The sequence below is a fragment of the Symplocastrum torsivum genome, assembly GCF_059505465.1.
Genome location: NZ_JCACKQ010000134.1, coordinates 66277 through 78726, shown reverse-complemented (window position 1 = coordinate 78726; position 12450 = coordinate 66277). Strand labels below are relative to the sequence as shown.

13 protein-coding genes are annotated in these 12450 nt (G+C 44.6%); 10 read left to right on the top strand and 3 right to left on the bottom strand.

The window, feature by feature from the left end:
- Positions 1-58 precede the first annotated feature (58 nt).
- Positions 59-973 (bottom strand): putative selenate ABC transporter substrate-binding protein, encoded by a 915-nt coding sequence (locus tag AC5JL3_RS34905; protein WP_496078824.1) that lies wholly within the window; start codon positions 971-973, stop codon positions 59-61.
- Positions 974-1268: 295 nt separating this feature from the next.
- A complete protein-coding gene (locus tag AC5JL3_RS34900) occupies positions 1269-1736 on the bottom strand; it encodes a hypothetical protein (RefSeq protein WP_496078823.1) in 468 nt (155 codons plus the stop codon).
- 236 nt (positions 1737-1972) lie between these two features.
- Here AC5JL3_RS34900 and AC5JL3_RS34895 point away from each other — a divergent pair, with 236 nt between their 5' ends.
- From AC5JL3_RS34895 to AC5JL3_RS34885, 3 genes are all read left to right on the top strand, one after another.
- A complete protein-coding gene (locus AC5JL3_RS34895; protein ID WP_496078822.1) occupies positions 1973-3010 on the top strand; it encodes a LuxR C-terminal-related transcriptional regulator in 1038 nt (345 codons plus the stop codon).
- A gap of 197 nt (positions 3011-3207) precedes the next feature.
- Positions 3208-3426 (top strand): hypothetical protein, encoded by a 219-nt coding sequence (locus tag AC5JL3_RS34890; protein ID WP_496078821.1) that lies wholly within the window; start codon positions 3208-3210, stop codon positions 3424-3426.
- Positions 3427-3778: 352 nt separating this feature from the next.
- On the top strand, positions 3779-4561 hold the full coding sequence (locus tag AC5JL3_RS34885) for a diguanylate cyclase domain-containing protein (protein WP_496078820.1): 783 nt from the start codon (positions 3779-3781) through the stop codon (positions 4559-4561).
- Between the two features lie 130 nt (positions 4562-4691).
- Here AC5JL3_RS34885 and AC5JL3_RS34880 read toward each other — a convergent pair whose 3' ends face one another.
- On the bottom strand, positions 4692-5744 hold the full coding sequence (locus tag AC5JL3_RS34880) for a pentapeptide repeat-containing protein (protein ID WP_496078819.1): 1053 nt from the start codon (positions 5742-5744) through the stop codon (positions 4692-4694).
- Between the two features lie 965 nt (positions 5745-6709).
- Between AC5JL3_RS34880 and AC5JL3_RS34875 the strand changes: the two genes are divergently transcribed.
- The 7 genes from AC5JL3_RS34875 (at position 6710) to AC5JL3_RS34845 (ending at position 12384) form a co-directional block, all read left to right on the top strand.
- The gene (locus tag AC5JL3_RS34875) at positions 6710-7414 is read left to right on the top strand and encodes a hypothetical protein (RefSeq protein WP_496078818.1); all 705 of its coding nucleotides are present in this window, start codon (positions 6710-6712) and stop codon (positions 7412-7414) included.
- Positions 7415-7531: 117 nt separating this feature from the next.
- Complete coding sequence (locus AC5JL3_RS34870; protein ID WP_496078817.1) at positions 7532-8539, top strand: CHAD domain-containing protein; 1008 nt, start codon at positions 7532-7534, stop codon at positions 8537-8539.
- Positions 8540-8761: 222 nt separating this feature from the next.
- Positions 8762-9391 carry a Crp/Fnr family transcriptional regulator gene (locus tag AC5JL3_RS34865; protein ID WP_192221670.1) on the top strand — a complete coding sequence of 210 codons (630 nt, stop codon included), beginning with the start codon at positions 8762-8764 and terminating at the stop codon, positions 9389-9391.
- Positions 9392-9480: 89 nt separating this feature from the next.
- Positions 9481-10092, top strand: a complete 612-nt coding sequence (locus tag AC5JL3_RS34860) for an alpha/beta hydrolase (protein ID WP_496078882.1) — start codon at positions 9481-9483, stop codon at positions 10090-10092.
- Positions 10093-10299: 207 nt separating this feature from the next.
- Positions 10300-10512: a protein IsiD gene (gene isiD, locus AC5JL3_RS34855; protein WP_192221671.1), complete on the top strand. Its 213-nt coding sequence runs from the start codon at positions 10300-10302 to the stop codon at positions 10510-10512.
- Between the two features lie 118 nt (positions 10513-10630).
- Positions 10631-11839: a bifunctional phosphopantothenoylcysteine decarboxylase/phosphopantothenate--cysteine ligase CoaBC gene (gene coaBC / locus AC5JL3_RS34850; RefSeq protein WP_496078816.1), complete on the top strand. Its 1209-nt coding sequence runs from the start codon at positions 10631-10633 to the stop codon at positions 11837-11839.
- Between the two features lie 173 nt (positions 11840-12012).
- Complete coding sequence (locus tag AC5JL3_RS34845; RefSeq protein WP_496078815.1) at positions 12013-12384, top strand: hypothetical protein; 372 nt, start codon at positions 12013-12015, stop codon at positions 12382-12384.
- Positions 12385-12450 lie beyond the last annotated feature (66 nt).

Below are 12450 nucleotides of genomic sequence, written 5' to 3'. Positions count from 1 at the left end.
TATTTGGTGAGAGTCAAGAGTTGCGTTGGCGACTGCCATAACACTCTCACATTGACAATTACTTAATCTTGCCAATTTTCCGCCCAATCTCTTCAATTTGAGTGTAGTTGGAATTTTGAGTGGTAATAAACTTCTTCGCCTCAAACAGATCGAGAATTTCCTTGTGTTCTGGCACATTAGGGTCTAGTTTCAAAAAAGCATCCTGCACTTTCTTGATAAAATACTTTCCGTATGAATCTGTGACATCTGGATTAATTACCCAGTGGTAATCGTAATAGGCAGGCGATCGCCAAATCACATCAACTTTACTTAGGTCTACTTCTTTGGTAGCAACTCGCTTCTGCCAAACTTTTTCATTCACAGCCCCCACTTCGTAGGTGCCAGCTTCAACCAGTTTGATTGTCTTATCATGATCGCCAGAAAAACCGGGTTGACCTTTGAAGTTTTCCAGTTTGACACCAGCTTGTTCCAGGAAGTATTGCGGCATTAGACGCCCAGAAGTGGAAGACTCACTGCCAAAGGTAAAGGTACGATCTTTAAGCTGCTGGAGTTCGGCAGTATCTTTAATTGGGGTTAGCCCACTCTGCTTGTTAGCAATGAAGAGGCTGTGGAATTGCTCATCGACATCCCGCTGTGCGATCGCGTCTGCACCTGGCACTTGTAACCGTGCCTGAACACCCGTTAATCCCCCAAACCAAACCAACTGCACATCGCCAACTTTAAAGGCAGTCACGGCTGCGGCATAGTCAGTTACTGGCTTATATTCCACTGGTACACCCAGTTCTTTCTCCAGATAGCTTGCTAGCTTTTCGTATTGTCGCTGCAACTTTTGTGGGTCTTGGTCTGGAATCGCACCCATAACTAGGGGTTTTGCTTCGGTTTTACCTGTTGTTGAAGTTCTGATTGGTTGCGGTGAGCAAGCTACCAGTGGCAACAACAAAAGCAACAGACTCGACCACAATGCTTTTTTCATTACAGACTTTCAATCTCATTTTCATCTACTACTTCAACCTATGCTATAGCAATCAGCAGTCAGCTTTCAGCGGTCAGCTTTTGGTCAAATCGGCTCTAGCTCAGGAACGCAAGCTCCTGCTAATGTCCTAACATTTATGGCGACAGCTATACAAGCGATCTGAGCCTGTAAATAGGACTAATACCAAGTTGCGTTCAAATGTAGTAGAGAGCAAGAGTAGGGGAAAAGGGAAAGGCTGGTTTCCCTTTAACCTTTGTCCCATGAGTGCGTATCACTTTCTTAAATGCATGACAGCTTAATTAGTGTTACTGTTTCGCTGCTGACGCCGCTCTTGGATGTTTTGTTGCAACTGTTCCTGTTGTTGTGGAGTTAGAATAGCTTGAATCTCGGTTCTTGCAGACTTTCTGATCTCTCGCATTTGAGCTATCTGAGTGTCAGAGAGATTCACTGCCTCGCGAGCGGCTCGGAATGCTTCTCGTTGCTGCTGTCGGTTGTTCTGTCTGAGGGCTTTTAGTTGCTCCTGTTGCTCTGGTGTGAGGAGTGCTTCAATTTGCGATCGCGTCTCCCGCCGAATTTGAGCAATTTTGTCTTGTTGTTCCTGGGTAAGGTCTAGTCCTGCATACCGACCTTGACCTTGACGTTGTGCTTGCGCTAGTAAGGGTTGCTCAGAAGTGTTGGCATCGGCTTTGAGAACGAAGGGAGTAGCAACAAGGGCGAGTGCAGCGGCTCCACCAACTAACATAGGCATTAATTTGAGTTTCATCTGTAATCTCCTGTAAGAGCCTTTGTTCGATGTCATCATCATAGAAATTTCAACCGTCAGATCACATATCCAAAAAGTCATGTTCTACATCATGACTATAGTCATGGGTTAAAAGACAACCCATTAGTCTAATGTTGTCCACGACCCTAGATTTACCTCCTTATAGAGTTAAATGATTAACCATCAAACAATTATTAGCTGGGATTTTTATCCTAAATAAAACCGAAGAGTTCCTGATGAGCCGACCCATACAAATCCACAACCATCCATTTCGGTTTCTGCTCTATCGAGAGTGGATACTACTGGCTGTTGCTGCTCTCTCTGAAGTTTCACCTTACCCGTTTCGCAGAATTCCTCGGTTGCCACTGTTAACATTTTCAAGTATTGCCGCCTATGGGGCAATTGGTTTGAGACTACCGACAGGGAAGCATATTCACAAGCTAATATACACTTGTCTGGAAATTCTCTTGATTTCAGTAACCACATTTGCAGGAGGAATGCGGCTCTTTCCCTTCCCTTACATTGTGCTTGTCATTCGCAGTTGTTTAATCTTTCAATTACCAGGGCGTTTAGTCATTACAAGTTTATCATTTTCTTTATTTTTGCTAACACTGTTACGCTGGTTTCAAAACTTTCTTGCACGCCCCGTTCTGCAAAATAAATTGCGTTTTTTCCTCTTGAGCTATGCACTTTTATTTGGCTTAAGTTTAGCCTTTGTGCTGCTATTAATGAATGCTCTACTGACTGAGCGTCAGAGTCGAGAAAAACTTGTAAGTGCTAATGAAAAACTTAGGCAGTTTATGGATGGGGTAGCCGCAACGCGAGAAATTACCAAACGGTTTGCAGGTACAAAAATTTTAGTGCTGACAACGTTTGATGATGATGAATATGTAGCCGCCGCGTTACGTCATGGGGCGATGGGATATTTGCTCAAAGATACGCCCTCCGAAGAGTTAGCTGCTGCAATTCGAGCGATTCATAAGGGTTACACTCAGCTAGCACCGGGATTAGTTGAGAAAATTATTGCAAAAGTGCCAACCGCCTCGCCAGCACCACCACCAAGTTGGGATGACTTGACACCTAGAGAACAGGATGTTTTACAGTTGATTGCCAAGGGAGCGAGTAATCGGGAAATTGCTCAGTCTTTATATATTTCTGAAGGAACGGTCAAAAATCACGTAACGAATATTTTGACTCGGTTGAATTTACGCGATCGCACTCAAGCAGCAATTTTCGCTCATTCTTTTTTGCCACAGAGTGATGATTTTAAGTAGTTAAGCGAAATTAATTATAACTACGACTCTTCCCACCTCGATTTTTGGTCAAATTTCTTTACATACTGTCTGTTGTAGTGACATACATCACAGATCAAGTTGGCTTTGTGTCACTTTTATTGCCACTTTGGGATCACAGAATCATCTTCAGGAAGACCTCATATTAAGAGTAGAAAAAACTTACTCTGGAAAATACTATGTCAGCTCAAGTATTTCCACAAAAATTGCGTTCTACCAAAGTTAGTATTGAGGAACTCGTTGCCCAAATTTTAATGCATCGTAGAATTACATACACCGATCAGCAACTGTTGAGATTTGCCTTACTCAGGGATGAAACACTGAATGAACAAGAGCGGACACTAATTGATCGGGTGTTTTACGGCGTTCGGCATGGGTTGTTGAGCATCGTCGATTAAATCAGGGCAAACTCGTCTGATTGAAGTTTTGAGCGCAGGACTCAGTTTACCCTCGATTAAAAACCCTAGCCGCCATAGCGTAGCTATGGCGAGAGTAGGCACCCCTCTGGAGTTGATAAAAATTCTTGCCGACAGAAAAGCGATCGCTAAATAATGCAACAGCCTCTTTCTTTGAGGTTTTGCATCTATTGACCTAATTCCGTATCAAGTTAATACTTATCAATAAATATTCTAATAACTACATCTTTATTGTTATAAAAACAAGGAAAATATAAGTAGATAAATAAGGTTACTAAGTCAACAAATCTGACACATCCATTCTAGCTTTTCAGAGAAAGTGATAAAAACTACTATGAATAGACATTTATGCCCTTGCTGTTCCCATCCTTTACTTCGTCATGTCTCCTACAAGAGAAGCTACTGGTTTTGTAGCCAATGTCACCAAGAGATGCCAGACATAGAAAATATTTTAGAAACTCAAGCTTCTTCACAACATTGGAGTAGTCAATTTCTTCCTGGATATCATCCACCTTTAGGCGGATGGCAGCAAAGTGAAGAACTAGATTGTTCCTTTAAAGTGAGTAGAGAGTTACAGCACCTAACTTTCTTGGATTGCCTGACTCAGGTTGCAAAGCGCCGTTGTTTTGAAGCCTATCTTGAGCAAGAGTGGCAACGTATGGCGCAGGAGCAAGCTTCTTTATCTGTCATTCTTTGTGACCTCGACTTTTTTAACGTTTATAACGATACCTACGGTCACCAAGCTAGTGATAGATGTTTACAGAAAGTTGCCCAAATGATTCTCAAGGCAGCAAGCCATCCTGCGGACTTAGTAGCACGTTATGGTTTTGAGGAATTCATTATCATACTGCCGCAGACAAAAGCTGAAGGGGCTGTCCGAATAGCAGAAGAAATTCGTCAGGGAGTGAAAGCATTACAAATTCCAACAAATCCTCCAGCTAGCCAATATCTCACCACGAGTTTCGGAGTAGCTAGTATTATTCCTAGCTATGAGTATTCTCCAAAGATGCTAATTACTGCGGCTGAACAAGCACTGCATCAGGCAAAAGAACAGGGAGGCGATGCTGTTAATTCTTGGAGTGCAGCCCGAAAATCAGGAGTAGTACCAATTCCCTAAAACATTGGCTCATCTGTGTAGGCATTTGAGTTGATAGAAGATTTTTCCTTTAGATATGTAGCAAACATCAACCCCCAACAAACACCGATATAGTGTTGATTGGGGGCTAGAAAACGGGAATCGAAGCCGTTTAACTATAGGTTGTACCGTTGGGCATAATTGCCCCTTCCAAAGCCGCATCACTCAAATTGGCTTCACTCAGATTTGCGCCGATTAAGTTAGCACCACTGAGATTTGCGCCACTAAGGTTTGCTCCCGTCAAATAAGTTAGCAGCAAACCCGCCCGTAGCAGATTTGCCTGACTCAGGTTAGCATCCCGTAAATTAGCTTCAAGCAAATTTGCCCCTGAGAGATTCGCTTTATAGAGGTTTGCTTTGTACAAGTTTGCCTTGCTCAGTTCTGCCCCCCGGAGATTCGCTTTCTTTAGGAGTAGTCCCTTGAGACTCGCCAGACTGAGATTAGCGCCTTGCAAATCAGCCCCACTGAGGTCAGCACCACTCAAATTAGTTTCCCTTAAGTCTGCACCTCGTAGGTCAACCCCACTCAGATTTGCCCCACTTAGGTTTGCGCCCTTAAGGTCAGCTTCACTCAAGTCTGCATCTTCCAGATTGGCTCCCCGCAAGTCCACTCGATGCAAATAGGTTCGCATCAAACTCGCTCCACTCAGATTTGCCCCACTTAAGTCAGCCTCACTAAGAATCGCTCGACTCAGCGTTGCCTTTCTTAAGTCGGCTTGTACAAGAATCGCTCGACTGAGTGTTGCCCCAGTCAAGTTTGCTTTTGTCAGTTTTGCGCCTTTGAGTCTAGTGGAAACTAGACTAGTGCCAATTAAGGTAGCCGCCCTCAAATCTGCTCCACAGAGAATAGCTCCAGAAAGAATCGCTCCACTCAAATCTGCTTCACTGAGTATTGCTTTCGTCAAGTCAGCTCGTGAAAGAGTTGTCTCAATCAATTGAGCGCCCTTAAGATTGGCAAACCGCAAATCTGCATTGCTAAGATTTGCTCTAATGAGTTTAGCCTTTGTTAAATCTGCTCCCTTCAAACGGGCTGAAGTTAAATTGACTCGATTGAGATTAACTTCACTTAAATCGGCTCCAATGAGATTGGCACCGGAGAAATTTTTTTCTCCTGTCTCATGCCGACTCAAAAGTACATCTTCACTTGAAAATTCACTGGCTTTCATAAAAATTGCCTGATTTTATTGGCTGTTAATCAGCCCCAGGTTCGCCATGATTTTCTAATACCCAGTTGCATTCTGTTGTGATATTTGATGCCAAGACACGGGGAACCAAAAGCGGAAAGCTCCGCGTCAAATGCTGCACTAGACTGCAACTTGGGATAAAAAGAAAGTTCATGTGGCAGGGGTTAGCTAATAGTTTTTTGGAAATGAGTACGATTTCAATCCCTTCTAATTGAAGGCGGTAGTGAGCCAAGGGTAAATTCTTGATTGGTTTAACCAAGAATCATCACGCTTGGCTGATGGCTCTACAGTTAAAAGGGGAAAAGTGATGGAAACAATGATGTCAATAAAAGGAAACAAGGGACGTTTTGTGAAGCAAGTCGTCAATCTGAAACCTTTGCCTTCCCTTTAGAACAGCCTCGCTAACTAAAGGTCGTTTCCTGATTAACCTACGAGTTGTACTAAGACTGAGTGTTCCAAGCCTGCGATAGTAATGGCAACTCTTAGTGGAGCCGCGATTCATGATATCCATGATGTTTGTCAAACGCAGAAAGCTTTTTTTGACAGCTCAGCCTATGTCACCTCCCCTAACACTGCACTACTACACGATTTCTTGTGAAACGGAAGCAGTAAATAATGGCTATTCGCTACTTGAGTTCACTACATTCCTGCTGTAGCAACCGCTACAAAAATCTATCTTTTGTAGGACGGCTCCAATTCCAGCCAGGTCTCGGCATTAGGCTGGAAAAGTCTCTTGTATTAATTGCCCCGATGGACTCTGCTGCTCCCAAGTCTTGGCTCGGCATCATACAGAAGGATTGTGTTCGGTGTAGTTAGTGCGTCTAAAAAACTTATCCTTTAAAGATAATGGTTGCGTGGCAAACTAGGCAAGCGAGAGTTACTATTTTCAACCTTTTATGGTAAGCAATGAGCAAGCTGTCGGCACCAAAGACTTGAGAGGATGATTGATGATTGACTTTGACTCTTTTATTCCTGATGAAATCACGATCGCACCAAAACATCCTCTAGAGCAAAATCTAGAATTGCCGATTCCTGATACCCAAAATGCTGAGGAAGTGCGGGAGGTGCAACGGCGCGATCGCATTCCTGGCGTGGTTAAGCGAACTATACCCTTAGATCACGAGGTGTCTTGGGAGTATTGGTGGTGCGTACCCGATCGCCTTCTCCTCCCCGAAGATGTCGAACTGATGACACGCGATCGCGATCGCCTCGAAAGCATCTTAGAAAAACTCGTCTGGCTATTTGGAGGATACTGCTTTAGCCAACACTGCCACCGCCAAGGCGATCGTCTGCCTGTTCATGGCTGGCAGGAAGTCCTAGCCTTTGCCCGTCAGCAGGGATTTGAGTCTTATTTACTTGATATCGACTTTTTGCCCACCGCCATCAAGCGCGATAATCGGCATTCCAATTCAGCGAAAGACAAGACAGATCTTGGTCATATCGCCGTTGAACCCGCGCATTGGCATATTGAATTCTTCAAACTAGCGACTACCAACGGTGGATTTGAAATGCAAGAGCCGAAACCTGTTTGTAGCTGCCAAATCTGGACAGGTAAGCCTTTTGTCAAGCATCTCCATACGGGCGAAACATCAACCCGCTATGACCTATGGGTTTCTCGTCCGTTAGACATCACACAACCACCTTGGTATTAAGTAATTTCTACTACAAGCATTGAGTCAAAAACATAGTATAGTAGAGGATTAGCCTATACATCCTCATTAAATAGGCTTTTAATTCAAATTCACCATTAAAAGCCAGCATCTGCTCAAATGACAAAAACTAAAAACTCAGACCCAAAAACCTTCGGTGATTGGGCTTATCTGGCACTACAAAAACACTTCCAGAAAACGAACAAACACGAAAGCGACGTTCTCAAAGATAAAGACCCAGAAGCTTTACACCAGATGCGCGTGGGGATGCGGCGTTTGCGTACAGCCGTAACAGGTTTCGCACCCGCCCTAGACTTGCCAAAAGCTGCCCAAGAGAAAAAAATTGCCAAAGTTGCCAGACGGCTAGGCGAACTACGGGACATCGACGTACTGCAAGATGCTCTCAAAAATCATTACCTTCCAGCACTACCAACGCAAGAACAAGGCACTCTCAAGAAAGTTTTATCGACGCTAGAAAAGCAGCGTCAAAAGTCCCTTGAGCAAGTTCAGAGTACCCTCAAAGAGCAACCCTATCCGAAACTGAAGCGAGCCTTCAAAGATTGGCTAGAGGAACCGACTTACGGAGAGTTGTCTGAAATCTCAATCTACGAAATCTTGCCAGATTTGCTACTCCCCTCAGTGAGTAAATTCTTTCTCAGTCCAGCTTGGCTAGTTGGGGTCAAACTCGAAGCTGGAGAGATAGAAATTCCCAGTGCTATTAACTCAGACAGCGTGGTGCAACTTTTAAACACTCACGGAGATCAGGTTCATAGTCTGCGTAAGCAAGCCAAGCGAGTACGCTATCAGATGGAGCTATTTACAGACTTTTACAGCTCTACATATCAGGACTATCTCAACGACATCAAAGAAATCCAAAGGATTTTAGGGGAGATTCAAGACAGCTTCGTCTTGGCAGGTTTTCTTGCTGATACCCTCAACTCAGAGATTACCGTTCAACTGCCAACACTTGCTGCTCAGCTAACCGAAGCTCGTTACCAAGCATGGCAGGAGTGGCAGCGTTTACAACAGCGCTATCTCAATCCTCAAGTGAGGAAAGACTTTCATCTGGCAGTGCTGCAACCTGTTTCAACAACAGTCCGTGACACTTCAGGCGGTGTTGAGCAATAATTTTTACCTGATCGGAAAAGGGCTAGAGGCTATGGGAAGAAAAGCCCAATCCGTCTAGCCTATTGCCTAGAAGCCCTTCCGAATAGTCTTTCAACTCACCTCAACAAGATTTTTGTAATATTAATCACTTAATCTCGTGATTACCGAGTCTTTACCTGAGTAGCTTACATTGAGGCTGGCTATCTAAGCCAGTTGTTGAAAAACTGGAAAACGTTGCACCTCATGCCCCAAGCTTCCAGAGCAATTCTCGAAATCGATCAACGCGAACCGAATGAAGGACGCCGCTTGCATTTTTATGCCAAAGGGGAAGAAATCCCTCTGGTATCTCAAGGTATATGGCAAGTCTGCCAGGGCTTAGTGCGGCTAACTACACTTTGCCAGAATGGAGAGGAAATATGGTTAGGTTGGGCAGAACCTTCAACGTTCTTTGGTCATTGGTTTTCCCTGCTACAAAGCTATCAGGCAACAGCACTGTCTGATGTCCATCTCACTTGGTTTTCTTTAGCTGAAGTGAATGCTTCCCCACGACTAGCGCAAGTAATATTACCGCAGTTGGTTCGCCGGATGCGTCAAACAGAGGCACTCCTAGCGATATCCGGTCAACGCCGAGTAGAAGACCGTTTGCAACATCTGCTGATGCTGATGAAGCGGGAAATTGGTCAACCTGTGGAGGAAGGGACTCGTTTAGGAGTGCGGCTAACCCATCAGAACCTAGCGAATGCGATTGGAACCACACGAGTGACAGTGACACGACTGTTGAGCAAGCTACGCAGTGAAGGAGCAATTACTTTTGATCGCGATCGCCATTTGATTCTGAACAACGACAGTTTCAAGGATATCTCTGATTGGTGATTTTCTTGCACAATTACCACATTATCCTGTTAGAATGACAGCTTCAAAAATATATTGATCGGTGAGTTGCATTCTTCTGGAGTAAGGCCCTGTCTCTCGACTTTATTTCAATTCCCCCAGAAACAGGTCAGGTACCTGCTGGGTTAATCGTGATTTTGCACGGTTGGGGTGCCAATGCCCAAGACGTGGCATCTCTGGCGTCAGTCCTAAACTTGCCCAATTATCAGTTCTTACTTCCTAATGCGCCATTTCTTCACCCTCAAGTTCCAGAGGGCAGGATGTGGTATGACCTTGAACGGGAAGACTACAAGGGATTAACCCAAAGTCAGGAAATGCTAACAGAATGGCTTCAATCTTTGGAGAATCTAACAGACATTCCTCTGGCATCGACAGTTTTATGTGGCTTTTCTCAAGGTGGAGCCATGACCCTAGATGTCGGCTTAACCTTACCACTAGCAGGATTAATCTGCCTGAGCGGTTATCTCCATCGGACACCTCAAGAACTTGAGCCACCATTGCCGTCAGTCTTAATTGTGCATGGTAAACACGATAATGTTGTGCCCCTAAGTGCAGCGCAAAGAGTCAGGGATCACTTAATGGGTTTAGGAACACCCATGCAATACAAAGAATTTGAGATGGGGCATGAGATACTACCAGATGTTTTAGAAGTAATCCGAGAGTTTATCCTGGTAAATCTCTGACTAGTGGTTAAGAGTTGAGAAGGATGAGTTTTTCGTTTTTCATTCATTAATGAATAACTCAACGCTAAAACCAAAACCTCATCATTACTTTACATAATACTTTGTAGTATTTAAACATAGTCCTGCCAGGAAATGGCGATAATATAAAAACGGCTGTTAAATCTGTACAGCGTTTCACATAGATGCTAGTTAAGGGAGGCGTTAGCGATGGCAACTTTAACCATTTCCCGGCGTGAAATTTCGGCTCTCACAGTAGATGACGTTGCAGAACTCGCTGCACGTTTAGAGCGGGATGATTATGCTAGTGCCTTTGAAGGGCTGGATGATTGGCATCTACTCCGGGCGCTGGCGTTTCAACGTCCAGAGTTAGCCGAACCATATCTCTATTTACTCGACTTGGAAGGTTACGACGAAGCGTAAGTAAAGTAATGAGTTGAAGAGTGATAAGTTGTGAGCTGAGAACCTCATGACAGATTAGCGATTGAAGTCTTGCCTCTTGCAGCCAATATCGCTTAGCTCTTTACTCCTACTAATATCTATGCAGATACTTCGTGGTAGACGAGTTTTAATTGGTGTAGGCGGCGGCATCGCCGCCTATAAAGTTTGTGAGGTTGTTTCTACTTTGTTTAAGGCAGGAGCAAAGGTTAGGGCAATTCTTACCGAAGCCTCTCAAGAGTTTATTACTCCCCTAACGGTAACAACGCTCTCACGTCATCCAGCGTATACCGATGAGGGATTTTGGCAACCGATTCATGATCGCCCTGTGCATATTGAGTTGGGGGAATGGGCGGAAGTCTTTGTCATTGCACCGCTAACGGCTAACACCTTGGGAAAGCTAGCACACGGTTTGGCGGATAACTTGCTGACGAATACAGTGTTAGCTTCTGAATGCCCGATACTGCTAGCACCAGCGATGAATACCCAAATGTGGGAACAGCTATCAGTGCAGCGAAATTGGCAACAATTGTTGAGTGAGCAAAGATATCACAGTGTTGGGCCTGGAGCAGGACTATTAGCGTGCGATCGCGTTGGTTCGGGACGCATGGCAGAACCCGCCGAGATTCTGGCAGCGGTTGAATCATTGTTGCACACGGGCGGTAAGCGAGATTTAGTGGGTAAGCGAGTCCTAATCAGTACAGGAGGAACGCGAGAACATCTCGATCCTGTACGCTTTATTGGTAATCCCTCTACGGGCAAAATGGGGCTGGCTTTGGCACAAGCAGCGATGCATCGGGGAGCCAATGTAACGCTAGTTCACGCACCAGCTACTTGGGAAGTCCCAGAGGGGGTTCGAGCCATTCCCGTGGTGAGTGCTGCCCAAATGCAACAGGCGATGCTTGGATGCTTTCCAGAGGCTGATTTGATTGTAATGGCGGCAGCGGTGGCAGATGTAAAACCAGCAGAATACGCTACCGAGAAGTTACCGAAGAAATTACTCCCGACGTCCTTACCCTTAGAACCTGTGCCGGATATTGTGGCAGAGTTGGGACAAAGCAAGCAGCGCCATCAACGTTTGATTGGGTTTGCTGCACAAACTGGTGATATTGTCAAGCCAGCATTGCAGAAGTTGAAACAGAAGAAGCTAGATGCGATCGCGGCTAATCCCATTGACCAACCAGATGCAGGTTTTGGCAGTGATACCAATCAAGCGATCTTTCTCGATAACCAAGGACGCCAAGTAGAGATTTCACCTTGTAGCAAGTTACAGTTAGCTCATCATTTATTGGATTTTGTTAATACGTTGTAAAAAATAAAAACACCTAACAACAAAGAACAAATCTTAGTTGTAGTAGGGTGCGTCGTGACGCACCCTACTATGGCTCTAAATAGGAAAGTTTCCGGTAGCTCACCCAATGGAGTGGTGTTTCTTAATGCTGACGAAATTAGGCTAGAGATCTAGACATAAGTTGTTTAATCAATATGCTGGCTTACATCAGAATCCTGACAGGTTGGCTAGGGATACTGGGCTTTAGTACTTTAATCGCCTTGCCTGCTTATTCCCAGAATGAACCCTTCAATAGAACCAATCCAAACCCGAATCGGACTCTCTTAAACGACCCGATTGAGCGAATAAATCCAGGTGTGCAAAATCGGTATGGCACTAACCGTTCTTATCCCTACGGTTCGCGTGTTAGATCATCCGGTTCGATTACCACGCCACAAGGTGAAGTGGTTTTCCCGAACGTGACTATAAGAAATGGGGATGGTTCCACAACTTACTATTATCCAAATGGTTCGAGGGTTACGATTGATAAAACAAGGGTTCCGGCTACTGGAGATTTTTTGAGATAGTAGACTATTGCTGGGCTTTAGAGATTCCCAATCTATCATTTCGCACTTTTGAAGGTTGAGCGATCG

What these genes read in the sequence shown, in the direction of transcription:
- AC5JL3_RS34905 (WP_496078824.1), bottom strand. Translation starts at nt 973, where the DNA reads ATGAAAAAAGCATTGTGGTCGAGTCTGTTGCTTTTGTTGTTGCCACTG.
- AC5JL3_RS34900 (WP_496078823.1), bottom strand. Translation starts at nt 1,736, where the DNA reads ATGAAACTCAAATTAATGCCTATGTTAGTTGGTGGAGCCGCTGCACTC.
- AC5JL3_RS34895 (WP_496078822.1), top strand. Translation starts at nt 1,973, where the DNA reads ATGAGCCGACCCATACAAATCCACAACCATCCATTTCGGTTTCTGCTC.
- AC5JL3_RS34890 (WP_496078821.1), top strand. Translation starts at nt 3,208, where the DNA reads ATGTCAGCTCAAGTATTTCCACAAAAATTGCGTTCTACCAAAGTTAGT.
- AC5JL3_RS34885 (WP_496078820.1), top strand. Translation starts at nt 3,779, where the DNA reads ATGAATAGACATTTATGCCCTTGCTGTTCCCATCCTTTACTTCGTCAT.
- AC5JL3_RS34880 (WP_496078819.1), bottom strand. Translation starts at nt 5,744, where the DNA reads ATGAAAGCCAGTGAATTTTCAAGTGAAGATGTACTTTTGAGTCGGCAT.
- AC5JL3_RS34875 (WP_496078818.1), top strand. Translation starts at nt 6,710, where the DNA reads ATGATTGACTTTGACTCTTTTATTCCTGATGAAATCACGATCGCACCA.
- AC5JL3_RS34870 (WP_496078817.1), top strand. Translation starts at nt 7,532, where the DNA reads ATGACAAAAACTAAAAACTCAGACCCAAAAACCTTCGGTGATTGGGCT.
- AC5JL3_RS34865 (WP_192221670.1), top strand. Translation starts at nt 8,762, where the DNA reads ATGCCCCAAGCTTCCAGAGCAATTCTCGAAATCGATCAACGCGAACCG.
- isiD (WP_192221671.1), top strand. Translation starts at nt 10,300, where the DNA reads ATGGCAACTTTAACCATTTCCCGGCGTGAAATTTCGGCTCTCACAGTA.
- coaBC (WP_496078816.1), top strand. Translation starts at nt 10,631, where the DNA reads ATGCAGATACTTCGTGGTAGACGAGTTTTAATTGGTGTAGGCGGCGGC.
- AC5JL3_RS34845 (WP_496078815.1), top strand. Translation starts at nt 12,013, where the DNA reads ATGCTGGCTTACATCAGAATCCTGACAGGTTGGCTAGGGATACTGGGC.